Raw genomic sequence first — 22,445 nt, 5'->3', positions numbered from 1 at the left:
GGTAAGCCCCGGCCTGGCCGTCGCCCCTGTCGCGGCTCGGATGACTGCGCTGGTCACCCGCGTTTCGCCGCCCGCCGGCCCCTCGGTACCGTCCACCCGTGAGCAAGACGTACTCCGGTGGCGTGCCGCTGGCCGAGGTGGTCCGTTCCGGGTTCGTGGAGGGGCTGCACCGCGGCTCGGTGGTGGTGCTCGACGCGGCCGGCGCGACGGTCGCCGCCGCCGGTGACGTGGGGTCACCGGTCTTCCCCCGCTCGGCCAGCAAGCCGATGCAGGCGGTCGGCATGCTCCGCGCCGGGCTGCCGTTGACCGACCCGGCCGACGTGGCGATCGTGTCGGCCAGCCACGCCGGGGAGGAGTTCCACGTGGCCCGGGTCGGCGCGCTGCTCGCCGGTGCCGGGCTGGACGAGTCCGACCTGGGCTGCCCGCCCGACCTGCCGATGGGCGAGCTGGCCCGGGAGGCGGTGCTGCGCGCGGGCGGCGGGCCCACCCGGGGCCGGATGAACTGCTCCGGCAAGCACACCGGCATGCTGCTCACCTGCCTGGCCGCCGGCTGGCCCCGGGCGGGCTACCGGCAGCCGGAGCACCCGTTGCAGCTCGCGCTGCGCTCGGCCGTCGAGGAGTGCACCGGGGAGCCGGTGGCGGCGGTCGGCGTCGACGGCTGCGGCGCGCCGGTGCTGGCCGTGTCGCTGACCGGGCTGGCCCGCGCGTACCTGCGGCTGGTCTCCGCCGTGCCCGGCTCGCCGGAGCGGACCGTGGCGGACGCCATGCGGGCGCACCCGGAGCTGGTCGGCGGCACCTGGGCCGAGGACAGCCGGCTCATGCGCGGCCTGCCCGGCGCGGTCGCGAAGATCGGCGCGGAGGGGGTGATCGCCGCCGCGCTGCCCGGCGTCGGCGCGGTCGCCCTGAAGATCGACGACGGGGCGACGCGGGCCCGGATGCCGGTCCTGGTCTCCGCGCTGCGCCGGCTGGGCGTCCGGGCACCCGTCCTCGACGAGTACGCCGAGCTGCCGCTGCTCGGCGGCGGGATCCCGGTCGGGGCGGTCCGCCCGGTCTGGTGACGACGGCGGACCGGCCCGAGGGGACGCCTGACCGCCCTCCTACCGCAGGAAGTCCAGCAGCGCGCCGTTGACGGCGTCCGGGCGTTCCAGGGGGAGCAGGTGCCCGGCGTCCGGTACGTCCGGCAGCCGCACCGCGCCCGGCACCTCGGCGGCGATCCGGTCGGCCAGTCGGCCGATGTCCGGCACGTCGGCGGCCCCGGCGGCCACCAGCACCGGTACGTGCAGCTCGCCGAGCCGCTCGATCGCGGGCGGGTCGAGTTCGGCCACCTCGACGGCGCTCAGCGCCAGCTCGGCCGCGAGGGCCCGGCGGTCCATCTCCTCGGCGAACCGGATCAGCTCCGGGTCGACGTCTTCGGGGCGGCGGCCCGGGCCGACCACCCAGAACCGCACCTCGCCGGCCGCCGTGGCCGCGAAGTCCTCGGGGTCGGTTTCGCCCACCAGGTCGTCCCAGAGGTCGTTGGCCTCGTCGGACCACTCGCTGCCGCTGACGGCCGTGCCGAACAGGGCGAGTGCGCCGACCCGATCCGGGTATGCGAGAGCGGTGTCGATCGCCACGGCCCCGCCGAAGGAGCACCCGACGAGGGCGGCCCGGGGCAGTTCCAGGGCGTCCAGGAGGCCGACCACGTCGTCGTGGTGGGCGAACGGGTCGGTGGGCAGTTCGGAGTCGCCGTAGCCGCGCAGGTCGACGGCGATCACGCGGTGCCGGGCGGCCAGGGCGGGCACCTGTTCCCGCCACATGCGCCGGTCGGCGATGCCGGCGTGCAGCAGGAGCACGGGCGTTCCGTCACCCGTGTCGTCGTACGCGAGATTCGCGCCGTTGATCTCGATCTTCGTCACCCCGGGGAAGGTACGGACCGGACGCACGACGCGCAACAGATTCAAGCCGGGCGGCGCTGACCAGGGGCGGTGGGCTGGGTTGATCGACTTCATGTCGGGGACATGGGGGTATCCCGTCCCGTTGATGCCCCCATCCGCCCGGCATCCCGTCCCGCGACGACCGCGTCCCCGGCCCGGCGTGAGACCTTGCTAACTCGGGTTAGCGTTTTGCTTGCAGCAGCTAGCAGGGCCGGTTAGCGTGGGGTCATGGCCACTCCCAAGGACCTACCTGACGTCGGCGGGTTCATCCGTGACCTGCGGCGCAACGCGAAGATCTCGCTGCGGCAGCTCGCCGAGCAGGCGGGCGTCAGCAACCCGTACCTCAGCCAGATCGAGCGCGGCCTGCGCAAGCCCAGCGCCGAGGTGCTCCAGCAGCTCGCCAGCGCGCTGCGGGTCTCCACCCCGGCGATGTACCTGCGGGCCGGCCTGCTCGACGACAAGGAGGGGCAGGGCGTGCTCGCCGCCATCGCGGTCGACCCCGATCTCACGATGGCGCAGAAGCAGTCCCTGACCCAGATCTACGAGACGTTCCGCCGGGAGAACAGCCGGCTCGCCGAGGCGGAGGCCGCCACCGAGGCGGCCGAGGCCGCCGCCGAAGCCGCCCAGACAACCGAAGCCACCGCCCGGGCCGGCTCGGGTGCCGGCCCGGCCGCCGCTCCGTCCGCGCCGGGCACCGCCCCGGAGGCCCCGGGCACGGCCACCCCGGCCGCGACCGGGCCCACCACGCCGGAGGGCACCCCGACCGAGGCGGTCCTGGAGTCGGTCGCCGTCACCGAGGCCGGCCCGGCGCCCGCCCCGCCCAGCAGCACGCCCGCGAGGAAGGCCGCCGAGCAGGCGACCGCCGTCGAGACCGAGCAGACCGCCGCCGCGGTCGAGGAGGAGAAGTCATGACCCAGCCGAAGACCCACCGCATCCCGGCCCCGCTCTACGCCGCCGCCGGCGCCGGCGACCTGGCCCTGGAGCAGCTGCGCAAGCTGCCCACCGTGGTCACCGACCTGAGCGGCAAGGTCGCCGCCGACCTCGGCGGCAAGGCCGTCGTGACCGGCTTCGAGCTGCGCCAGAAGGCCACCGAGACCCTGCGTACGGCCAACCAGACCGCCGCCGAGCTGCGTGGCCGGTCCGTCCCGGCCGAGCTGAACCGGCTGCGCGAGGCCGCCGACGTCAACCGCCTGCGGGAGGTCGCCGACCTGAACCGCCTGCGCGAGGCCGCGGACGTCAACCGCCTGCGCGAGCTGACCGACCTCGACCGGCTGCGCGAGCTGGCCGCCCGCAACGCGGCCGTCGTCGTCGCCGGCGCGCAGGCCGCCCAGGAGCGGGCCCTCGCCGCGTACGCCGAGCTGGTCGCCCGTGGCGAGCGGGTGGTCGGTGCCGGCGTGCTGGAGGCCGCCGACACGGTCAACGCCGACATCGCGGCGACCGAGGCCGAGCTGAACCCGGCCCCGGCCGCCCCCGCCGCGCCCGCCCCGGGGGCGAAGGCCGACGTCCCGACCCCGGCCGACGTGGCCGAGGTCGTCGAGGCCAAGCCGGCCGCCGCCCGGACCCCGCGCACCCGCGCGACCAGGGCGACCACGGCCAAGGCCACCGCGAAGACCGCTGCCAAGGGCGGCCCCAAGGCCAAGGCCGCCGACAGCCCGGCCCCGGAGGCCGCCGACACCCCGTCGGCCAAGCTGCCCAAGGCCACCCGGCGGACCCGCCCGGCCGCCGAGTAGCGCAGAGACCCCGTTCGGCCCCGCTGCCGCCCCGCGGCAGCAGCCGCCCGGTGGCTTGCCGGAGCGAGACGCCGCACGACCCCGGAGACGTCCTGGCGGACGGATCCGGGGTCGTCGGCATAAGCTTGCCGGCATGGCCATCGCCGCGCCGATCTTCGCTTTCCAGGTCCAGTATTGGATCACCATGCTGCTGCTGGTGTTCGCCCTCGTCATCGAGGGGGTGGCGCTCGTGCACGCGATCACCCAGCGCGGCGAGGGCTTCGCCGCGATCGGCACCCTGCCCAAGGGCGGGTGGATCGCCATCCTCGCGGTGTGCCTGGTGCTCACGCTGCTGACCAACAACGTGCTGAACATCTTCGGCCTGATCGGCATCGCCGCCGCCCTGATCTATCTGCTGGACGTCCGGGTCGGGCTGCGGGACCTGCACGACGGCCGGGGATCCTCCTGGTGAGAGGGTTCCGCTGGCCACCGCCGCCGGACGGCGGGCCACGGACCTGGGGCCCCGGCCCGGGGGCCCCGCGTACGGGCCGGCCGGCCCTGCCCGAGCCGGAGACCGAGCTGGTCGCCACCCCGCACGGGGTGCGCCTCGAACAGCTCGTCACCGGCGCCGGCGACCCGGTCACCGTGTTCGCGCACGGGCTGGGCAACGGCATCGCCACCACCCGGCCCTTCGGCAGCGGCGTCGCCGGCCGCAAGGTCTTCTTCCAGTTCCGGGGGCACGGCCGTTCCGAGGCGCCCCCCGGGCCGTGGAGCTACCTCGACCTCGCCCGGGACCTGCGGGCCGTCGCCGACCTCGGCAACGCCACCCGCGCGTTCGGCGCGAGCCTCGGCGCGGGCGCGCTGTGCCGGCTGCTCGCCGAGAGCCCGGAGCGCTTCGACCGGCTGGTCTTCTTCCTCCCGGCGGCGCTCGACCGGCCCCGCACCCCGGCCGCCCGGAGCCGGATCGCCGACCTGATCGAGGCGGTGGAGAGCGGCGATGCCTCCGCCGTCGCCGACGTCGTCTCGGCCGAGCTGCCGCCCGCCGTGCGCAACACGCCCGCCGGGTGGGCCTACCTTCGGCAGCGGCTCGACCACCTGCTGCGCGACGGCCTCGCGGCGGGCCTCGCCGCCCTGCCCGACCAGGCCCCGCTGGGCGACCGGGCGCAGCTGGCGGCGGTGACCGCCCCGGCCCTGGTGCTCGCCTGCGCGGGCGACGACCTGCACCCGGTCGAGGTCGCCGAGCAGCTCGCGGCCGCCCTGCCCCGGGCCACCCTCCACGTGTACGACCGCCCGGGCGTGCTCTGGTCGGAACGCGCCGACCTGCGGGAGCGGATCTCGGGGTTCCTCAACGGCTGACGCCGGCCGCCGGAGGCGTCACCCGGGGCACGCCCCGGCCGGCGGCAGGTGGGCGGCCCGCACGTCGAGCAGCCAGCGCTCCACCGTCGCCTCGTCGGGCCGCTGCGGCAGCGGCGTACGCGTCGTGTCGAAGTCGCGTTCCGCCTCGGCGAGCAGGTCCCGCGCCTCCGCCAGTTCCCCGCCGGCCACCCGCTCCCCGAACGCCCGGAACCGCTCCGGGTCGGCCAGCCGGATCTCCAGCACGCCGGTGGCGTAGAGGAGTCGGCCCTGGTGCACCAGCCGGGCGAGGTGCCGGGCGTGCTTCGCGGTCCGCAGCCGCGTGTCCGCCGAGAACGTCCCGCCGCTTCGGGACGCGAGCTTGCGGAACTGCTGCGCGGCGTACCCGAGGTAGGCGTCGCGGACCCGGGGCGCGCTGAGGAACGCCGACCGGATGCCGATCAGCCGGTCGCCGAGCGCGCTGCGCGTCTCGTAGCAGTCGTCGGGCAGCCACATCAGCTCGGTGGCGGTCGGGTTGCCGCCCAGCGCCAGCCGGGCGTACTTGCCGGCCTCGTGCAGGGTGACGTCCGGGTCGGTGGTGACCATCGACTCGCGGGGCGGGTGCAGGCCGTGGAAGGCGACGGTCGGCGCGGCGAACACCCCGATCCGGTCGACGTCGGAGCCGGGCCGGGCCAGCCCGTACGCCACCGAGCCGACGATCCCGGAGAGCAGCAGGTGCATGAGTCGATCATGACGTAGGACACCCGTCCGCGAAACCGGACTTCGGCTGTCAGGTATTGCTGTCAGGGTCGACGCATGACAACGAAACCTCTGACCGGGAGGGTCGCGCTCGTCGCCGGGGCGACACGGGGCGCCGGCCGGCAGATCGCGGTCCAGCTCGGCGCGGCCGGGGCGACGGTGTATGCCACCGGCCGCAGCAGCCGCACGGCCGGCCGTTCCGAACTGGACCGGCCCGAGACCATCGAGGAGACCGCCGAGCTGGTCACCGCCGCCGGCGGCACCGGCATCGCGGTGCGGGTCGACCATCTCGTGCCCGAGCAGGTCCGCGACCTGGTCGCCCGGATCGACGCCGAGCAGGGCCGGCTCGACGTGCTGGTCAACGACGTGTGGGGCGCCGACCCCCTGATCACCTGGGAGAAGCCGGTCTGGGAACAGCCCCTGGACGCCGGCTTCCGCACCCTGCGGCTCGCGGTCGACACCCATATCATCACCAGCCACTTCGCGCTGCCGCTGCTGGTCCGCCGCCCCGGCGGGCTGGTGGTGGAGATCGGCGACGGGACCCGGGAGTACAACGACGTCCACTACCGGCTGTCGGTCTTCTACGACCTGGCCAAGACGTGCGTGAACCGGCTCGCGTTCACCCAGGCGCACGAGTTGGAGCCGCACGGCGGCACCGCCGTCGCGCTCTCGCCCGGCTGGATCCGCTCCGAGTTCATGCTGGAGCACTTCGGGGTCACGGAGGCCAACTGGCGCGACGGGGCGGCGAAGGACCCGCACTTCCTCATCTCGGAGACCCCGGCGTTCGTCGGGCGGGCCGTCGCCGCGCTGGCCGCCGACCCCGACCGGGCCCGCTGGAACGGCAAGTCGACCTCCGCCGGCGAGCTGAGCCGCGTGTACGGCTTCACCGACCTCGACGGCAGCCAACCGGACGGCTTCCGCTACATCACCGAGGTCGTGCACGGCGGCAAGCAGGCCGACGCGGCCGACTACCGCTGACCGTCGCCTAACCCCCTTGTCCGCCGCCCGGCCCGCCGTACAACGCGGCGAGCCGGGCGGCGGCAGCGGCCACCCGCCCCCGCAGCTCCGGCGGATCCAGCACCTCCACCTCCGGCCCGAGCCGCAGCACCAGGTGGTACGCCACGTCGACGGACTCGATCGGCAGCCAGGTGACCACCCAGCCGTCGCCGTCGGGCGCACCGGCGGCGGCCGTCGCCTCCGCGTACCCGAAGGGGGTCTCCGGGGCGCTGCGGAGCGCGCGCAGGCCGGCGGGGCTCAGCCGGACGCGGACCCGGGTCCGCTGCATGCTCCGCAGGAACGCCTCGGCCTGCTCGCCCCAGTATCCGCCGAGGTCGAAGCCCTCGTCGCGGTCGAACACCTCCCCGCCCGGGGCCACGTCGACCACCCGGTCGACCCGGTACGTGCGCGTGCCGCCGCCGACGCGGGCGACCAGATACCAGGTCCCGCTCTTGAGCACGAGCCCGTACGGCTCGACCCGCCGGACGACCTCGCCGTCGCCGCGCCGGTAGCGCAGCTCGACGACCCGGTCGCCCCACACCGCGCGGGCCAGCTCGGCCAGCCGGGGCGGCGGCGACGCGTCGCGGAACCAGCCCGGCACGTCCAGGTGGAACCGCTGCCCGGCGCGGGCGGGGGCGTCGCGCAGCGCGGGCGGCAGCGCGGCCAGCACCTTCAGCTCGGCCGAGGCGACCGCGTCGGCCAGCCCCATGTCGCCCGCCGGCCCGGGCAGCCCGGCGAGGAACAGCGCCTCCGCCTCGTCGCGGGTGAGCCCGGTCAGCCGGGTCCGGTAGCCGCCGAGCAGGCGGTAACCGCCGGCCCGGCCCCGGTCGGCGTAGACGGGCACCCCGGCGGCCGACAGCGCCAGCACGTCCCGGTAGACCGTCCGCTCGGAGACCTCCAGCTCGCGGGCCAGCTCGGCCGCCGTCATCGCCTCCCGCGACTGGAGCAGCAGCACCAACGAGATCAACCGCGAGGCCCGCACCCACCCATTGTGTAGGTCTCTTGCTCGGCGGGCCGGGCGGGACGGTCGCCGCTAGGCTCAGCGGTCGTGAACGTATCCAGCAGCATCACCGCGCCGGTGACCGGTGCCGTCGGCCGATTCTTCTCCGGGGTCGGGCTGCTCCTGCGCGGCATCGGCCTGTACGTCCGCAGCCCCGGCCTGATGCTGCTCGGCATCGTGCCGGCGCTGATCTCCGGAACCCTCTTCGTGGCCGCCTTCGCCACCCTCGTCTACTTCGTGGACGACCTGGCCGCGCTGGTCACCCCGTTCGCCGACGACTGGTCCGGCACCGCCCGCGGCCTCGTCCGGGTGATCGCCGGCCTGGCCTTCCTCGGCGTCGGCGGGCTGCTCGCGGTGCTCACCTTCACCGCCGTGACCCTGGCCATCGGCGACCCGTTCTACGAGAAGATCTCCGAGCGGGTGGAGGAGCGCCTCGGCGGCACGCCCGGCGCGGTGGAGGTGCCGTTCTGGGGGTCGCTGCGCCGCAGCATCGTCGACTCGCTGCGGTTGGTGGCGATCTCCGTACTCGTCGGCATCCCGCTCTTCGCGGCCGGCTTCATCCCGGTGGTCGGCCAGACCGTCGTGCCGGTGATCGGGGCGGCCGTGGGCGGCTGGTTCCTCGCGCTGGAGCTGGCGGGGACCCCGTTCTACCGGCGCGGCATGCGGCTGCCCGACCGCCGGACGCTGCTCAAGGCCGACCGGCCGACGACGCTGGGCTTCGGGGTGGCCGTCTTCGTGTGCTTCCTGATCCCGCTCGGCGCGGTGCTGATCATGCCGGCGGCGGTGGCCGGCGCTACCCTGCTCACCCGCCGCGCGATGGGCCAGTCCATCGAGCCGCCGGGCCGCCCGGTGCGGGAGCGGTGACGGGGAGAAGATCGATCGGTCCCACCGGCGGAGCCGCGAACGCCTATCCTGAATCGGACGAAAGGTGCGATACGGGATGTCTAGCGTGCGGGCTGGCCGGCTCAGGTCCGCGGTCTCGGTGACCACGGCCTGCCTGCTGGTGCTCGGGGTCGCGGGCCTGCCCCGGCGCGAGGTCCGGCCCGACCCGTCGACCGCCCGGCCGCCCGCGCCGCCGGTGCCGACCGCCCCCCTGCCCGGTCCACGCACGACGATCCGGCTGGACCCGGCCGACGCGCCGGTCCGGGCGGCCGGGCGCGGGCCGGCCTGCGCCCCGGACCTGGGCGGCGGGCCCTATCCGGACGAAGACGTGTGGGTGTTCGGCCTGACGGCCGGCGGGGTCGGGGCCCGGTTCGTCGCGGTCACGCCCGAGTTCGTCGCCCCGAACCGGGAACGCGTCGCCCTCACCGTGCCCACCGAGGGCGGCGCGCTGACCGTGGACGACGCCGGGGCCAGCGCGGCCTGGCTGCGCCTGCCCGCCGGCTGGACCCTGACGGGCGGCTCGGCGGCGGTCGCCGGGGACGCCGGCTCCTTCGCGCTCACGGCGGTCTGCCCGGCGTCCGCGACGTCGTCGTCCTGAGCGGCGCGCCCGGTGCGACCCCACCGGCGGAGCGCACCGTCAGCGGCCGGGCTCCCGGACGGCGGCGACCGCCTCCACCTCGACGAGCTGGTCGTCGTAGCCGAGCACGGTCACCCCGAGCAGGGTGCTCGGCGGCTCGTGGTCGCCGAACGTGTCCCGGACCACCTCCCACGCGGCCACCAGGTCGGCCTGCCGGGTCGACGCCACGTACACCGTGGTCTTGACGACGTCGGCGAGCCGCGCCCCGGCGGCGGCGAGCGCGACCTCCAGGTTGGCCATCACCTGCCGGGCCTGCGCCGCCGGGTCGCCCGGCGCGACCGTACGCCCGTCGGCGTCCAGCGGGCAGGCGCCGGCGGCGAACACCAGCCGGGCCGGCGGGTCGACGGTCGCCGCGTACGCGTACTCGGCGACGTCGGAGAGTTCGGACACGCGCACCAGCGCCACGGGATCGCTCACCCGCGCGACGCTAGCCCCCGGCAGCCCGCCCCGCCACGGACTTACGCCGAGGCGCGCAGGACCAGCTCCGTGGGCAGCACGAGGGCCGGCTCGACGTCCTCGCCGGCCGCCATCCGCAGGAGCTGGCGGGTCGCCTCCCGGCCCAGGTCGAGTATCGGCTGCCGCACGGTGGTCAGCGGCGGGTCCGTGTACGCGGCCGTCTCGATGTCGTCGAACCCGATCACCGCCACGTCGGCGGGCACCCGCCGCCCCGCCTCGCGCAGCGTCCGCATGGCGGCGTGCGCCATCAGGTCGGACGCGGCGAAGACGGCGTCCAGATCGGGGTGGGCGTCGAGGAGCTGCCGCATCGCCGCCGCCCCCGACTCCCGGGTGAAGTCCCCGTACGCCACCCGCTCCGGCAGCCCCGCCTCGGCGACCGCCGCCCGGTAGCCGGCGAGGCGTTCCACCCCGGCGAACATGTCCTGCGGCCCGGCGATGGTGGCGATGCGCCGCCGCCCCGAGTCGAGCAGGTGCCGCACCGCCCGGGTCACCCCGCCGACGTGGTCGACGTCGACGTACGGCACGCCGACGTCGCCGAGGAACCGCCCGCTGCACACCACCGGGATGCCGAGCCGGGCCAGCCGGGCCGGCAGCGGGTCGGCCCCGTGCAGCGAGGCGAAGACGACGCCGTCGACGTGCCGCCCGGTGGTGTACCGCTCCACCCGGGCGTGCCCGGCCGGCGAGCCGGCGAGCATCAGCACGAGCTGCTTGTCGGCGGCCTCCAGCTCCTGCGCGACGCCCCGGATGATGCTCGGGAACACCTGGTCGTCGGAGAAGACCCGGGTGGCCTCCTCGGGCAGCACGAGGGCGATGGAGTCGGTCCGCTGGGTGACCAGGCTGCGGGCGGCCAGGTTCGGCACGTACCCCAGCTCGGCCACGGCCTGGCGGACCGCCTCCCGGATCGGCTCGGCGACGGTGGTGGAGCCGTTCACCACCCGCGACACGGTCGCCCGGGAGACGCCGGCCCGCCGGGCCACCGCCTCCAGGGTCGGCCGCTGGGCCGTCGTCATCGGAGCGCTCCCCACCTCGTCACAGCCCGTTCCGGGAGATCACCTCCTGGTACCACCGGGCGCTGGCCTTCGGTGTGCGCCGCTGGGTCAGGTAGTCGACGTGGACGATCCCGAACCGCTTGCGGTACCCCTCGGCCCACTCGTAGTTGTCCAGCAACGACCATACGAGATAGCCGCGCAGGTCCACCCCCCGGCCGATGGCCGCGTGCACGGCCCGAAGGTGCCCGTCGAGGTAGGCGATCCGGTCGGCGTCGGCCACCCGACCGGCGGAGTCGGTCGTGCGGTCCGGGAAGGCCCCGCCGTTCTCGGTGATCATCAGCGGCAGGCCGGGGTAGTCGGCGGCCAGCCGGTCCAGCAGGCGGCCCAGCCCGGCCGGCTCGATCGCCCAGCCCATGTCGCTCACCGGCCCGGCGGCCGGCAGGAACTGCACCGCCCCCTCGGTGCCCGGCCAGGCGCTGCCGCCCGCCCCGTCCGGCCGCCCGGCCACGTAGGTCGGGGCGTAGTAGTTGATGCCGAGCAGGTCGATCGGTGCGGCGATCAGCTTCTCGTCGCCGTCGCGCAGGAACGTCGCCGGATCGACCATCCGGGACACGTGCTCCAGCACGTCGGCGGGGTACCCGGCGCCGGTCAGCGGGTCCAGGAAGATCCGGTTCTGCAACCCGTCGACCAGCCGGACCGCCGCCGCGTCCGCCGCGCTGTCCCGGTCCGCCGGCTGCACCTCCGCCGGGTTCAGGGTGATCCCGACGACCTCCGCGCCGCCCGCGCGCAGCGCCCGGACCGCCAGGCCGTGCCCCAACATCAGATGGTGTACGGCGGTGAAGGCCGCGCCCGGGTCGCTCACGCCCGGGGCGTGCACCCCGTTGCCGTACCCGAGGTAGGCCGAGCACCACGGCTCGTTGAGCGTGGTCCAGGTGCGGATGCGGTCGCCGAGCCGGCCGTGCACGGCCGCCGCGTACGTGGCGAAGTGCTCGGCGGTCTCCCGGTTGGTCCAGCCGCCCCGGTCCTCCAGCGCCTGCGGCAGGTCCCAGTGGTAGAGCGTGACGATCGGGTCGATGCCCCGGCCGAGCAGCGCGTCGGTGAGCCGGTCGTAGAAGTCCAGCCCGCGCGGCTCGACCGGCCCGGTGCCGTCGGGCTGGATCCGGGGCCACGCGATCGAGAACCGGTACGCCTTCAGCCCCAGCTCCGCCATCAGGGCCACGTCGTCGGCGTACCGGTGGTAGTGGTCGCAGGCGACGTCGCCGGTGTGGCCGGCGAAGACCTTGCCCGGCGTACGGCTGAAGGTGTCCCAGATCGACGGGCCGCGACCGTCGTCGCGGGCCGCGCCCTCGATCTGGTAGGAGGCGGTGGCCGCGCCCCAGACGAAGTTGTCGGGGAACCGTAGCTCGCTGCTCGCGCTCACGCCTTGACCGCACCTTCCATGATTCCGCCGATGATCTGGCGGCCGAACAGGACGAATACCAGCAAAAGGGGCAGAGTTGCGATGGCCGTGCCGGTGAAGACCTGCGACATGTCCTGGTAGTAGCCGTCCGACAGCGCCCGTAGGGACAGCTGCACCGTCGGGTTCTCCGGGTCGTTGAGCACAGCGTACGGCCAGAGGAAGTCGTTCCAGGTCGTCATGAAGGTCAGCAGGCCGAGGACGGCCGCGGCCGGGCGCAGCGCCGGCAGCACCACGTTCCAGTAGATCCGCGCGGTGCCGCAGCCGTCCATCCGGGCGGCCTCGATCAGCTCGGTGCTGACGGCCTGGCTGGCGTACTGGCGCATCATGAACACGCCGAACCCGGTGACCAGCGCCGGCACGATCACGGCCGGCAGCCGGTCGTTCCAGTTGAGCTTCGTCATCAGCAGGTACAGCGGGATCACCCCGAGCTGGGTGGGGATCATCATCGTCGCGATGATCACCAGCAGCAGCCCGTTGCGGCCCCGGAACCGCAGCTTGGCGAAGGCGAACCCGGCCAGCGTGGAGAAGAAGACCACCGACACGGTGACCGTGACGGCCACGATCGCCGAGTTGATCAGACCGGTGAGGAAGTACGCGTCGGTGTTGTCGAACAGTCGGGCGATGTTCGCGCCCAGGTTGCCGCCGGGGGTGACCGGCGGCGGAATCTGGCCCATCGCGTCGCTGGAGCGGCTGGCCACCACGAACATCCAGTAGATCGGGAAGACCGACAGCAGGGCGGAGACGGCCAGGGCGGCGTACGTGAGCCGGCCGGCGGACCAGAGCTTGTTCATCGGGTGCGCTCCTTCCGGGGCCGGCGGACCCGCGCCGGCCCGTCGGTGCCGCCGAGCCGGCGCAGGATCACCACGTTGATCGCCGCGACGATCGCGATCAGGGCGAACAGCAGCCAGGCGACCGCCGAGCCGTAGCCGAAGTTGTAGTGCGGGGCGAAGGCGTTCTCGAACATGTACATGGTCATCGTCTGCGACTCGCGCAGCGGCCCACCCCGGATCGGGTTGGTGCCGGAGTGGAACATCCGGGGCTCGGTGAAGAGCTGGAGGCCGCCGATGGTCGACACGATCACCGCGAAGATGATCGTCGGCTTGAGCAGCGGCACGGTGATCTTCCAGAACTGCCGGGCCCGGCTGGCCCCGTCGATCGCCGCCGACTCGTACAGGTCGCGGGGGATGGCCTGCATGGCGGCGAGGAAGATCAGCGCGTTGTAGCCGGTCCACCGCCAGTCGACCATGGCGGAGATGGCCACCCAGGAGGCGAACCGGTTGGACTTCCAGTCGATCGCGTCGACGCCGACCAGGTCGAGCAGCCAGTTGATCATGCCGAACTGGCGGCCGAACAGCACCCCGAAGACGATCGCCACGGCGGCCGTCGAGGTGACGTTCGGCACCAGCACCGCCATCCGCCAGGTGGTCCGGGCCCGCAGCCGCCGGTTGAGCAGGCTGGCCAGCCACAGCGCGGCGAACAGCTGCGGCACGGTCGAGATGACGAAGATGCCGAGGGTGTTGACCACCGAGTGCCAGAAGTCGGGGTCGGCCAGCAGGCGGGTGTAGTTCTCCCCGCCGACGAACGGGTGCTCCGCGGCGAGCAGGTCCCAGTCGTGCAGCGACACCCAGAACGTGTACGCCAGCGGGTACGCCCCGAACACGCCGAAGAGCAGGAAGAACGGTGCGATGTAGAGGTAGGGGGAGTACTTCTCGTCGAGACGGCTGAGCCGGTACCTCCGGGGCGGGCGGGCGGTGCTCCGCTCCGTCGGTGTCACCGGTGGCAGGGCGTCGAGCTGGACGGCCATGTGCCCGGTCACTCCTTTCCGCGTCCTGCGCGGCGCGGGCGGCGCCCCGGCGTGCCGGAGCGCCGCCCGCGCGTCCGCGTCGGGCCTACTTGGCGGCGGCCTTCTTGGCGTTGTTCACCGCGTCGGTCCACGCCTGCTCGGGGCTGCGCTGGCCGAGGTCGACGGTGCGGACGGCGTTCTCCACCTCGGTGCGGACGGCCTGGTTCTTCGGGCCCATGTAGACGGGCTTGAGGCTCTTCGCGCCCGCCGCAAAGATCTTGCCGACGGGGGCGTCGGAGAAGTACGCGTTCGTGGACTCGGCCACGGCCGGGTCGTCCAGCGCCTGCGGGTTGGACGGCAGTGGGCCCTTGGCCTTGAACGCCCCGATCTGCCCCTTGGCGCTGGTCAGGAACTTCGCCAGCTCGATCGCCTCGGCCTGGTGCTTGCTCTGCTTGGGCACGGCCAGGAAGGAGCCACCCCAGTTGCCGCCGTTGCCGGGCACCTGGGCGATGTCCCACTTGCCCTTGGCGGCCGGGCCGGCGTTGCCCTCGATGACGCCGGTCATCCAGGCCGGGCAGGCGATGGTGGCGAACTTCGCCTGCTTGAACGCCGAGACCCACTCCTCCGACCAGGAGCCGTACTTGCCGGACAGGCCGGAGTCGAGGATGTCCATCGTGGTGTCCCAGGCCTGCCGCACGGCCGGGTTGCTGTCCACCACCAGGTTGTTGGCGGTGTCGTAGTAGTGGTAGCCCTGCGCGTTGCCGGCGGTCTGCAGCACGATCGTGTTGAAGATGTTGGTGGCCGAGTCCAGGAACGCCGCGCCGGTGTTGGCAGCCTTGAACTTCTCGCCGGTGGCGACGTAGTCCTGCCAGGTGGGCCAGAGCTTGGACACCTCGTCGCGCTGGGTCGGCAGCCCGGCCTTGGCGAACAGGTCGCTGCGGTAGCACATGGCCATGCCGCCGACGTCGGTGCCGAGGCCGATGAGCTGCTTGCCGTCGGCGGTCAGCGCCTGGTTCCACTTCCAGTCGAGGAAGTTGCCCTTGAGCTCGGCCGCGCCGTGGTCGAGCAGGTTGACGAAGTTCTGCGGGTTGGCCTTGTACTCGACGAGCAGGCCCTCCTCGATCGCGACCACGTCGCCGGCGCCCTTCCCGGCGGCGAGCCACTGGGTGAGCTTCGGCGAGTATTCGTCGAGGTTGCCGCCGGTGCCCCGCTCGACGATCTTCACGTCGGGGTGGGCGGCCATGTACTCCTGGTAGAGCTCCTGGTAGCCCATCTGGCCGAAGACGTCGACGGTCAGCGTGACCGGCCCGCCCTCGGCGGGCTCGTCCCCGCCGCAGCCGGCGGTGGTGAGCAGTGCGGTGGCCGCGACGAGGGCCACGGCCGCGAGGCGGCGGCGTGGAAAGACACCCATCTTGTTCTCGGACCCCTCTCAGGTCGTGCGCATGGTGGTGGGGACGGGGGTGGAACCTTCGAGAGAGCGCTCTCACAAGAGAGTGGTCGCTGTCCATGCGGATGTCAATAGAGCGCTCTCGGAGCGGAAAGGAAGGCCCCCTGTCAACGCATTCGGTAGAAGCAGGGGCCCCTTCCTGACCCCCCACCACGACGCGTGGCCCCCGGCTGTGCCGGGGGCCACGTCAGGCGGGAAAGGGGGCGGTCAGCCGGTGCGCAGGCCGTCGAGGAGGGCCCGGTCGCCCCGCACCCCGAGGGTGTCGAAGCTGACCCGGCCCATCAGCGCCAGCAGCAGGTCGCTCGCCGTGCCGGTGACCTCGACCCGGGCGTGGTGGTCGTCGTGGTCGAGGATGGTGTCGGTGTCCAGCAGCGCCACGCCCTCGCCGCGCAGCCGCAGGTACCAGTCCTGGCCCGCGTCGGGCGCGGCCAGGTGCACCACCCCGTGCCACTGGCCGGTGGCCTTGCGCCGGCCCGCCGGCAGCCAGGTGTCCAGCACCTCGCTCACCCCGTCGGCCGCGAGCTTGGCCTCGATCGGCTCACCGGCGGCGATGGCGAGCTGGGCGTCCCAGCGGTGCACCGAGGTCTCGTGCGCCATCCGGCGCGGCCAGAAGCCGGCCTTCTTCGGCTGCGGCGCCCAGTTCCACGTCGGGGTCTCCGGGTCCAGCCCGTCGAAGGTCGCCATCAACCGGTCGTACGCCTGCTGCCAGAACTCCAGCGCGGACGTCCCGGCGGGCGGCGCGGCCGGGACGCTCGGGCGCTCGGGCCGGGTGGTGCCACCGGTCGTCACGATGGTGTTCACCCAGGTGTAGACCTCGCCGAGGTGCACGGTCAGGTCGGTGATCGTCCAGCCGGGGCAGGAGAGCACGGGTGTCTCGGGGGGAGCCTCCGCCACGGCGGCGGCGAACGCGGGACCCTCGGTCCGCAGCGCGCCGATCCAGAAGTCCTTCGTGCCGTGCAGTCTGCTCATCACGATCCTCCCGGGCGACCGCGCCACCAAGTGGGTGCCGCGGCTCCCTCTCAGCCTAGGGTGAAAGGCGTGTCAGACGTTAGTGCCCACCCGGCCACCGAAACCCGCGCCGCCGAACCGACCAGGTTGGCGGAATACACCACGCTGTGCCTCGGTGGCCCGGCCGGACGGATCGAGACCGCTGCCAGCGCCGAGGAGATCGTACAAAAGGTGCAGCAGGCCCGCCTGCGGGACGATGAGGTCCTGATCCTCGCCGGCGGCAGCAACGTGGTCGTCGGCGACGCCGGATTCCCCGGCACCGTCGTGCTGGTGCGTTCGCGGGGGCTGCGGGTCGTCGCCGAGGACGCCGACACCGTCACCGTACGGGTCGAGGCCGGCGAGCCGTGGGACGACCTCGTCGCCGCCACCGTCGCCAACGGCTGGTCCGGGCTGGAGTGCCTCTCCGGCATCCCCGGCTCGGCCGGCGCCACCCCGATCCAGAACGTCGGCGCGTACGGCCAGGAGGTCGCCGAGACGATCACCGGCGTGCAGGTGTACGACCGCGTGCAGGAGAGCCTGGGCCGGGTCGAGGCGGCCGACTGCGGCTTCGCGTACCGGTCGAGCATCTTCAAGTACAGCGAGCGCTGGGTGGTGCTGTCGGTCGACTTCCGGCTCGCCCGCTCCCCGCTGTCCGGCCCCGTCCGCTACGCCGAACTGGCCCGGGCGCTCGGCGTCGAGCCCGGCGACGCGGTGCCGCTGGCCGACGCCCGGGCCGCCGTGCTGCGGCTGCGCGCCGGCAAGGGCATGGTGCTCGACGCCGCCGACCCCGACACCCGCTCGGTGGGCTCGTTCTTCACCAACCCCGTGCTCGACGGCGAGGCGTACGAGCTGCTGCGCGGGCGGGCCGCCGACCTCGGCGAGCCGCCGCACTGGCCCGGGGCCGGCGACACGGTGAAGGTGAGCGCCGCCTGGCTGATCGACAAGGCCGGCTTCGCCAAGGGCCACCCCGGCCCCGAGGGGGTGGCCATCTCCAGCAAGCACACCCTCGCCCTGACCAACCGCAGCGGCACCGCCAGCACCGCCGCGCTGATCGCCCTGGCCCGCGACATCCGCGACGGCGTGCACGCCCGCTTCGGCGTGCCCCTGCACCCGGAACCGGTCCTGGTCAACTGCGCGGTGTGACGACCCCACCGGCGGGGCCGAGGGGCGGGCCGGCTCAGGCGGGGGCGACGGCGGACCAGTCGACGGTCAGCTCGCCGTGCCGCCAGCGGCGGGGACCGTCGGCGACCGGCCAGCCGGCGTCGCGGACCGCCGCCACCGCCCGCAGCCACCGCTGCCGGGGCCCGAAGGGGGCGTACGCGGCGGCGGAGCGCCACGCGTCGTCCAGGTCGCGGAGGAGGTCGTGGATCGCCTCGCCCGGCACGTTGCGGTGGATCAGCGCCTTCGGCAGCCGCTCGGCCAGCTCGGCGGGGCTGCCCAGCGTGGTCAGCTTCGCCGCCAGGGTGAGCGTGCGGGGGCCGGCGGGGTCGATCAGCAGCCAGCCGCCGAGCCGCCCCAGCTCGTCGCAGGTGCCCTCGACCAGCAACCCGCCCGGGGCCAGCCGCCCGGTGACCGCGCGCCAGGCGGCGGCGACCTCGGCCTCGTCGTACTGCCGCAGCACGTTGAACGCCCGGACCAGGGCGGGCCGCAGCCCGGCCAGCTCGAACCCGCCCCGGGCGAAGGTCAGCCAAGGCGGGTCGGCGGCCGGCTGCGCGGCGGCCACGCGTACCGGATCGATCTCCAGCCCGACCACCCGCACGTCGGCGCGGACCCCGGCGGCGAGCCGGGCGCGCAGCTCCACGGCGGTGACCGGGGTCGCGCCGTAGCCGAGGTCGACCACCAGCGGGTCCGCCGCGTCCCGCAGCCGGCCGCCGCACGTCTCGACGATCCAGTTGTCGACCCGGCGCAGCCGGTTGGGGTTGGTCGTGCCCCGGGTGACGACCCCCTGCGGCCGCACCACCGCCGCCTCCGCCCGTGACCGGGGGCCCATCAGCCCGCCCGGTGCACCTTGTGCTGCGCCGCCTGGGCCAGCGGACGGACCACGAGCCGGTCGACGTTGACGTGCTGCGGCCGGGTCGCGCACCAGGCGACGCAGTCGGCGACGTCCTCGGCGACCAGCGGCTCGGCCACCCCGGCGTAGACCGCGTCGGCCCGGTCGGCGTCGCCGCCGAAGCGGACCAGCGCGAACTCGTCGGTCTTCACCATCCCCGGGTCGATCTCGATCACCCGGACGGGCCGGCCGCACAGCTCCAGCCGCAGCGTGCCGGCGACCGCCGTCTGCGCGTGCTTCGCGGCGCTGTAGCCGCCCCCGCCCTCGTAGACGACGTGGCCGGCGGTCGAGGAGACGATCACGATCGTGCCGGCCCCGGACGCCTCCAGCGCGGGCAGCAGCGCCTGGGTGACCCGCAGGGTGCCGAGCACGTTCACGTCGTACATCCACTGCCAGTCGCCCACCGACCCGGACTCCACCGGGTCGAGGCCGCGCGCGCCGCCGGCGTTGTTGACCAGCAGGGTGACCGGCCCGGGGGCCGCCGCGGCGGCTGCGGCGAGGCCCGCCACCGACTCCGCGGACGTGACGTCGCACTCGACGGCGGCGGCCGACCCGCCGGCCGCCCCGATCTCCGCGACGAGCGCGGCCAGCCGGTCGGTGCGCCGCGCGGCGGCCAGCACGTGGAACCCCTCGGCGGCCAGCCGGCGGGCCGTGGCCGCGCCGATCCCGCTGGACGCCCCGGTGACGATCGCGACAGAGGTCATCGGGCCATTCTCACCCCGCCGGGACGCCGCGCGCGCCGCCGGCCGGCCACCCGCGTCGATGAGGTCCGTCACGCCGGGGGGCCGCCGGTACGAATTTCCGGTTCCCGATGGGGAAGATGACACGCGGCGCGCAGGTTGACCGAGGAGCGCCGGTCGTGCGGGACGGCATCAACCGTGACAGAAGGAGCGGACGTGGCGGAACAGCACACCGGCGTGGGTCGTCAGCGAGGTGCCCGGCCGTGGCCGCGCCCCCGGCGCATCGCCACCCTGTCGGTGCACACCTCGCCCCTGCACCAGCCCGGCACGGGCGACGCGGGCGGCATGAACGTCTACATCCTGGAGGTCGCCCGCCGGCTGGCCGAGGCCGACGTCGAGGTGGAGATCTTCACCCGGGCCACCTCCGGCGACCTGCCGCCGGTGGTCGAGATGTCCCCGGGCGTGCACGTCCGGCACGTCACCGCCGGCCCCCTGGAGGGGCTGACCAAGGAGGAGCTGCCCGGCCAGCTCTGCGCGTTCACGGCCGGGGTGCTGCGCACCGAGGCGGCCCGCCCGCCGGGCCACTACGACCTGATCCACTCGCACTACTGGCTCTCCGGGCAGGTCGGCTGGCTGGCCAAGGAGCGCTGGGGGGTGCCGCTGGTGCACACCGCGCACACCCTGGCCAAGGTCAAGAACGACCGGCTCGCCGCCGGTGACCGCCCCGAGCCGAAGGCCCGGGTCATCGGCGAGGAGCAGGTCGTCGCCGAGGCCGACCGGCTGGTCGCCAACACCCGGGTGGAGGCCCGCGACCTGCTCGACCGGTACGACGCCGACCCGGCCCGGGTCACCGTGGTCGAGCCCGGCGTCGACCTGGACCGGTTCCGGCCCGCCCCCGGGGACCGGCTCGCGGCCATGCTCGCCGCCCGCCGCCGGCTCGGCCTGCCCACCACGGGGTACGTGGTGGCCTTCGTCGGCCGGATCCAGCCGCTGAAGGCCCCCGACGTGCTGATCCGCGCCGCCGCCGCCCTGCGGGAACGGGACCCGCTCCTCGCCGACGAGCTGACCGTGGTGATCGTCGGCGGCCCCAGCGGCAGCGGGCTGGACCGGCCCACCGCCCTGATCGAGCTGGCCGCCTCGCTCGGGATCGCCGACCGGGTGCGCTTCCTGCCGCCGTGCACCGGCGACGACCTGCCGGCCGTCTACCGGGCCGCCGACCTGGTCGCCGTGCCGTCGCACAACGAGTCGTTCGGGCTGGTCGCCCTGGAGGCGCAGGCGTGCGGCACGCCCGTGCTGGCCGCCGCCGTGGGCGGCCTGGTGACCGCCGTCCGGGACCAGGTCAGCGGGGTGCTCGTCGACAGCCACGACCCGGTCGACTGGGCCCGTACGCTGGCGGGGCTGCTGCCGGACCGGGCGCGGCGGGCGACCCTGGGGCGGGGCGCCGAGCAACACGCCCGCAACTTCTCCTGGGACCGCACGGTCGGCAACCTGCTCGCCGTCTACGGCGAGACGATCGCCGAGCACCGGGAGCGGCTCGCCAGCCGGCTCGCGGCGGACGGGGCGCTCTCCTGCGCCTGGTGAGCGCGAAGGGCAGGCCGCCGCAGCGGTCCACGGCGGGTGGGCCGGTGCGGCCGTAGAGTGGGGCGGATGAGCGCGAGGAGCCAGGTGGCCGCCCTGATCGAGTCGGTCTGCGCCGAGCGGGAGCTGGCGGTCGAGTCCACCGGCGAGGCGTCGTACGCGGTGACCCTGCCCGGCACCCACAAGCTCAAGACGATCTGCAACCTCGTCGTCGGCGAGCACGCGCTGCGGATCGAGGCGTTCGTGATGCGCCAGCCGGACGAGCGACGCGAGGAGCTGTGGGCCTGGCTGCTGCAGCGCAACGCGCGGATGTACGCCGTGTCGTTCTCCATCGACGCGGTCGGCGACGTCTACCTGACCGGCCGGGTGAACCTGGCGGGGGTCGACGAGGACGAGCTGGACCGGCTGCTCGGCAGCGTGCTGACGTACGCCGACGAGTCGTTCGACACGATGCTGGAGATCGGCTTCGGCACCGCCATCCGGCGGGAGTGGGAGTGGCGGGTCAAGCGCGGCGAGTCCACGGCCAACCTGGCGGCGTTCGCGCACCTCTTCGAGCCCTCGCCCGCCGGCCGGGCCACGGCGGGAGGTTCGGAGCCGTCCTGACGGGTATGCCGCACCGCGCGGTGCGGCACTGGGATCCACCGCGCGCCGAGGACGGACTGTCAAGGAGCGGAGCATCCCATGGCTCAGCGGAACAGCTCAGGTCGCGGCGGGGCTGCGACCAGGACGAGACGGCAGACGGGCAACCAGACCCCGAACACCCCGACGATCTCCGAGTCGGAGATCTCCCGCATGCGGGTGGACGACATCCGCGGCCAGCTGCGTCGTCGGGGCGTCGCCGGGATCTCCGTGCTGCGCAAGCCGGAGCTGGTGAAGGCCCTGGCCCGTACCCTGCGGGCCGAGAGCCGGGGCGCGGCGCGGCGCAGCACCGGGCCCGCGGGCCGCGCCAGCGGCACGAAGGCCAAGACCGCCGGGGGTACGCGCACCGCGGCCGCCGCCCGAACGAAGGCGACCCCGGCCCGGGCGAAGGCGACCCCGACGCGGGCGGCCAAGGCCGCCCCGGCTTCGGCCTCGGCGCGTCGGGCCGCCCCGGCGAGGAAGGCCGCCCCGGCGCGGGCCGGCCAGGGCGCGGCCCAGCGGTCGGCGATCCGGACCGGCCGGTCGTCGTCCCGGTCGGCGCGGTCCTCGCAGCCGATCACCTCGCTCCAGGACCGGCCGGAGCGTCCGGGGCGCAGCCTGGTCACCACCAACCACGACGTGATCCGGCGCTGGGCGCGGGAGCGCAACGCCCGGCCAGCCACGATCGCGGGCACGGAGCGCAACGGCCGGGCGGGGGTGCTCACGTTCAACCTGCCGGGGTACCGGGAGAGCAGCCGGGTGCGGGAAATCACCTGGGACGAGTGGTTCCGGACCTTCGACGGCCGCCGGCTCAACCTGATCTACCAGGAGCAGCTGCGCGACGGCCGGCAGAGCAACTTCTTCCGCACGGAGTCACCCGATCGTGAGGACGCCTAGGCGTTTGCGGGACCGGCGCACGGGTAGTCCCGGTGTGCCGGTGGTGACCCGGCGAACGGGTACGGTTTCGGACGGTGATGCTGTGACCGGCGAGACAGCCGTTCCGGGTTGAATCCGCAACCAGGGGAAACTAGCTTTATTGCACGCGCCACGCTCGTAACCGTTCGGGGGAGCGGTGGATCGATCAGATCCGTGCACGAGTGCAGGCGCAGGGACGGGTGGATCCCGCCGTTGGGGGACGGCGCCACCCGTTGGAACCGGCGGCGCGAGCGG

24 protein-coding genes are annotated in these 22,445 nt (G+C 74.4%); 12 read left to right on the top strand and 12 right to left on the bottom strand.

The features are described 5' to 3' along the window. The first annotated feature begins 98 nt into the window (after positions 1 to 98). Positions 99 to 1,058, top strand: coding sequence for an asparaginase (locus LPU61_RS10350; RefSeq protein WP_043965241.1), 960 nt, complete (start codon positions 99 to 101; stop codon positions 1,056 to 1,058). A gap of 39 nt (positions 1,059 to 1,097) precedes the next feature. On the opposite strand, the gene LPU61_RS10345 is transcribed toward LPU61_RS10350, so the two are convergent. Further along, positions 1,098 to 1,895, bottom strand: coding sequence for an alpha/beta fold hydrolase (locus LPU61_RS10345; protein WP_229404785.1), 798 nt, complete (start codon positions 1,893 to 1,895; stop codon positions 1,098 to 1,100). A 246-nt stretch (positions 1,896 to 2,141) separates the two neighbouring features. Here LPU61_RS10345 and LPU61_RS10340 point away from each other — a divergent pair, with 246 nt between their 5' ends. From LPU61_RS10340 to LPU61_RS10325, 4 genes are all read left to right on the top strand, one after another. Beyond that, complete coding sequence (locus tag LPU61_RS10340; RefSeq protein ID WP_229404784.1) at positions 2,142 to 2,825, top strand: helix-turn-helix domain-containing protein; 684 nt, start codon at positions 2,142 to 2,144, stop codon at positions 2,823 to 2,825. Beyond that, positions 2,822 to 3,643, top strand: a complete 822-nt coding sequence (locus LPU61_RS10335) for a hypothetical protein (RefSeq protein WP_229404783.1) — start codon at positions 2,822 to 2,824, stop codon at positions 3,641 to 3,643. The genes LPU61_RS10340 and LPU61_RS10335 overlap by 4 nt, the downstream gene beginning before the upstream one ends. A 133-nt stretch (positions 3,644 to 3,776) precedes the next feature. Further along, complete coding sequence (locus LPU61_RS10330) at positions 3,777 to 4,094, top strand: DUF2516 family protein (protein ID WP_043965247.1); 318 nt, start codon at positions 3,777 to 3,779, stop codon at positions 4,092 to 4,094. Beyond that, on the top strand, positions 4,091 to 4,978 hold the full coding sequence (locus LPU61_RS10325) for an alpha/beta fold hydrolase (RefSeq protein WP_043965249.1): 888 nt from the start codon (positions 4,091 to 4,093) through the stop codon (positions 4,976 to 4,978). Before LPU61_RS10330 ends, LPU61_RS10325 begins: the two co-directional genes overlap by 4 nt. A gap of 18 nt (positions 4,979 to 4,996) precedes the next feature. Here LPU61_RS10325 and LPU61_RS10320 read toward each other — a convergent pair whose 3' ends face one another. Then, positions 4,997 to 5,695: a DNA polymerase beta superfamily protein gene (locus tag LPU61_RS10320; RefSeq protein WP_043965251.1), complete on the bottom strand. Its 699-nt coding sequence runs from the start codon at positions 5,693 to 5,695 to the stop codon at positions 4,997 to 4,999. A 75-nt stretch (positions 5,696 to 5,770) separates the two neighbouring features. Between LPU61_RS10320 and LPU61_RS10315 the strand changes: the two genes are divergently transcribed. Continuing rightward, the gene (locus LPU61_RS10315; RefSeq protein WP_229404782.1) at positions 5,771 to 6,691 is read left to right on the top strand and encodes an SDR family oxidoreductase; all 921 of its coding nucleotides are present in this window, start codon (positions 5,771 to 5,773) and stop codon (positions 6,689 to 6,691) included. Positions 6,692 to 6,698: 7 nt separating this feature from the next. On the opposite strand, the gene LPU61_RS10310 is transcribed toward LPU61_RS10315, so the two are convergent. Next, a complete protein-coding gene (locus tag LPU61_RS10310; protein WP_229404781.1) occupies positions 6,699 to 7,691 on the bottom strand; it encodes a YafY family protein in 993 nt (330 codons plus the stop codon). Positions 7,692 to 7,757: 66 nt separating this feature from the next. Between LPU61_RS10310 and LPU61_RS10305 the strand changes: the two genes are divergently transcribed. Together LPU61_RS10305 and LPU61_RS10300 are read left to right on the top strand one after the other, a co-directional pair. Continuing rightward, positions 7,758 to 8,573 carry an EI24 domain-containing protein gene (locus LPU61_RS10305; RefSeq protein ID WP_229404780.1) on the top strand — a complete coding sequence of 272 codons (816 nt, stop codon included), beginning with the start codon at positions 7,758 to 7,760 and terminating at the stop codon, positions 8,571 to 8,573. 76 nt (positions 8,574 to 8,649) lie between these two features. Further along, the gene (locus LPU61_RS10300; protein WP_229404779.1) at positions 8,650 to 9,189 is read left to right on the top strand and encodes a hypothetical protein; all 540 of its coding nucleotides are present in this window, start codon (positions 8,650 to 8,652) and stop codon (positions 9,187 to 9,189) included. 39 nt (positions 9,190 to 9,228) lie between these two features. Here the strand turns inward: LPU61_RS10300 and LPU61_RS10295 are convergent, their stop codons facing one another. From LPU61_RS10295 to LPU61_RS10265, 7 genes are all read right to left on the bottom strand, one after another. After that, positions 9,229 to 9,645, bottom strand: coding sequence for a RidA family protein (locus tag LPU61_RS10295; RefSeq protein ID WP_043965262.1), 417 nt, complete (start codon positions 9,643 to 9,645; stop codon positions 9,229 to 9,231). Between the two features lie 41 nt (positions 9,646 to 9,686). After that, positions 9,687 to 10,694 (bottom strand): LacI family DNA-binding transcriptional regulator, encoded by a 1,008-nt coding sequence (locus tag LPU61_RS10290; RefSeq protein WP_229404778.1) that lies wholly within the window; start codon positions 10,692 to 10,694, stop codon positions 9,687 to 9,689. A gap of 19 nt (positions 10,695 to 10,713) precedes the next feature. Then, the gene (locus LPU61_RS10285; protein ID WP_043965266.1) at positions 10,714 to 12,093 is read right to left on the bottom strand and encodes a GH1 family beta-glucosidase; all 1,380 of its coding nucleotides are present in this window, start codon (positions 12,091 to 12,093) and stop codon (positions 10,714 to 10,716) included. Beyond that, positions 12,090 to 12,923, bottom strand: a complete 834-nt coding sequence (locus tag LPU61_RS10280) for a carbohydrate ABC transporter permease (RefSeq protein WP_043965268.1) — start codon at positions 12,921 to 12,923, stop codon at positions 12,090 to 12,092. The genes LPU61_RS10285 and LPU61_RS10280 overlap by 4 nt, the downstream gene beginning before the upstream one ends. Next, positions 12,920 to 13,936 carry a carbohydrate ABC transporter permease gene (locus LPU61_RS10275; protein ID WP_043965271.1) on the bottom strand — a complete coding sequence of 339 codons (1,017 nt, stop codon included), beginning with the start codon at positions 13,934 to 13,936 and terminating at the stop codon, positions 12,920 to 12,922. The genes LPU61_RS10280 and LPU61_RS10275 overlap by 4 nt, the downstream gene beginning before the upstream one ends. A gap of 85 nt (positions 13,937 to 14,021) precedes the next feature. Then, positions 14,022 to 15,326, bottom strand: a complete 1,305-nt coding sequence (locus tag LPU61_RS10270) for an extracellular solute-binding protein (RefSeq protein ID WP_043965273.1) — start codon at positions 15,324 to 15,326, stop codon at positions 14,022 to 14,024. Positions 15,327 to 15,569: 243 nt separating this feature from the next. Beyond that, positions 15,570 to 16,331: a maleylpyruvate isomerase family mycothiol-dependent enzyme gene (locus LPU61_RS10265; protein WP_043965277.1), complete on the bottom strand. Its 762-nt coding sequence runs from the start codon at positions 16,329 to 16,331 to the stop codon at positions 15,570 to 15,572. Positions 16,332 to 16,400: 69 nt separating this feature from the next. Between LPU61_RS10265 and LPU61_RS10260 the strand changes: the two genes are divergently transcribed. Continuing rightward, positions 16,401 to 17,492 carry a UDP-N-acetylmuramate dehydrogenase gene (locus tag LPU61_RS10260; protein WP_043965280.1) on the top strand — a complete coding sequence of 364 codons (1,092 nt, stop codon included), beginning with the start codon at positions 16,401 to 16,403 and terminating at the stop codon, positions 17,490 to 17,492. Positions 17,493 to 17,526: 34 nt separating this feature from the next. Here the strand turns inward: LPU61_RS10260 and LPU61_RS10255 are convergent, their stop codons facing one another. Then, positions 17,527 to 18,339 carry a class I SAM-dependent methyltransferase gene (locus LPU61_RS10255; protein ID WP_229404777.1) on the bottom strand — a complete coding sequence of 271 codons (813 nt, stop codon included), beginning with the start codon at positions 18,337 to 18,339 and terminating at the stop codon, positions 17,527 to 17,529. After that, complete coding sequence (locus LPU61_RS10250) at positions 18,339 to 19,103, bottom strand: SDR family NAD(P)-dependent oxidoreductase (protein ID WP_043966465.1); 765 nt, start codon at positions 19,101 to 19,103, stop codon at positions 18,339 to 18,341. Before LPU61_RS10250 ends, LPU61_RS10255 begins: the two co-directional genes overlap by 1 nt. A 192-nt stretch (positions 19,104 to 19,295) precedes the next feature. On the opposite strand from LPU61_RS10250, the gene mshA reads away from it, so the two are divergent. From mshA to LPU61_RS10235, 3 genes are all read left to right on the top strand, one after another. Further along, the gene (gene mshA / locus LPU61_RS10245; RefSeq protein WP_229404776.1) at positions 19,296 to 20,660 is read left to right on the top strand and encodes a D-inositol-3-phosphate glycosyltransferase; all 1,365 of its coding nucleotides are present in this window, start codon (positions 19,296 to 19,298) and stop codon (positions 20,658 to 20,660) included. 66 nt (positions 20,661 to 20,726) lie between these two features. Continuing rightward, entirely contained in the window at positions 20,727 to 21,260 is a 534-nt protein-coding gene (locus tag LPU61_RS10240) for a YbjN domain-containing protein (protein WP_043965284.1), read from the top strand. Positions 21,261 to 21,338: 78 nt separating this feature from the next. Further along, complete coding sequence (locus LPU61_RS10235; protein ID WP_229404775.1) at positions 21,339 to 22,172, top strand: hypothetical protein; 834 nt, start codon at positions 21,339 to 21,341, stop codon at positions 22,170 to 22,172. Positions 22,173 to 22,445: the final 273 nt, after the last annotated feature.

The organism is Micromonospora sp. NBRC 110038 (genome assembly GCF_020884815.1).
GTDB lineage: Bacteria > Actinomycetota > Actinomycetes > Mycobacteriales > Micromonosporaceae > Micromonospora > Micromonospora haikouensis.
The sequence above is the reverse complement of the archived record's forward strand: the minus strand, read 5'-3'. Positions and strand labels throughout refer to the sequence as shown.

Excerpts from the sequence above, each read along its gene's own strand:
- LPU61_RS10340 (WP_229404784.1), top strand. The coding sequence starts at position 2,142 with ATGGCCACTCCCAAGGACCTACCTGACGTCGGCGGGTTCATCCGTGAC.
- LPU61_RS10335 (WP_229404783.1), top strand. The coding sequence starts at position 2,822 with ATGACCCAGCCGAAGACCCACCGCATCCCGGCCCCGCTCTACGCCGCC.
- LPU61_RS10330 (WP_043965247.1), top strand. The coding sequence starts at position 3,777 with ATGGCCATCGCCGCGCCGATCTTCGCTTTCCAGGTCCAGTATTGGATC.
- LPU61_RS10320 (WP_043965251.1), bottom strand. The coding sequence starts at position 5,695 with ATGCACCTGCTGCTCTCCGGGATCGTCGGCTCGGTGGCGTACGGGCTG.
- LPU61_RS10315 (WP_229404782.1), top strand. The coding sequence starts at position 5,771 with ATGACAACGAAACCTCTGACCGGGAGGGTCGCGCTCGTCGCCGGGGCG.
- LPU61_RS10300 (WP_229404779.1), top strand. The coding sequence starts at position 8,650 with ATGTCTAGCGTGCGGGCTGGCCGGCTCAGGTCCGCGGTCTCGGTGACC.
- LPU61_RS10290 (WP_229404778.1), bottom strand. The coding sequence starts at position 10,694 with ATGACGACGGCCCAGCGGCCGACCCTGGAGGCGGTGGCCCGGCGGGCC.
- LPU61_RS10280 (WP_043965268.1), bottom strand. The coding sequence starts at position 12,923 with ATGAACAAGCTCTGGTCCGCCGGCCGGCTCACGTACGCCGCCCTGGCC.
- LPU61_RS10275 (WP_043965271.1), bottom strand. The coding sequence starts at position 13,936 with ATGGCCGTCCAGCTCGACGCCCTGCCACCGGTGACACCGACGGAGCGG.
- LPU61_RS10270 (WP_043965273.1), bottom strand. The coding sequence starts at position 15,326 with ATGGGTGTCTTTCCACGCCGCCGCCTCGCGGCCGTGGCCCTCGTCGCG.
- LPU61_RS10265 (WP_043965277.1), bottom strand. The coding sequence starts at position 16,331 with ATGAGCAGACTGCACGGCACGAAGGACTTCTGGATCGGCGCGCTGCGG.
- LPU61_RS10255 (WP_229404777.1), bottom strand. The coding sequence starts at position 18,339 with ATGGGCCCCCGGTCACGGGCGGAGGCGGCGGTGGTGCGGCCGCAGGGG.
- LPU61_RS10250 (WP_043966465.1), bottom strand. The coding sequence starts at position 19,103 with ATGACCTCTGTCGCGATCGTCACCGGGGCGTCCAGCGGGATCGGCGCG.
- LPU61_RS10240 (WP_043965284.1), top strand. The coding sequence starts at position 20,727 with ATGAGCGCGAGGAGCCAGGTGGCCGCCCTGATCGAGTCGGTCTGCGCC.
- LPU61_RS10235 (WP_229404775.1), top strand. The coding sequence starts at position 21,339 with ATGGCTCAGCGGAACAGCTCAGGTCGCGGCGGGGCTGCGACCAGGACG.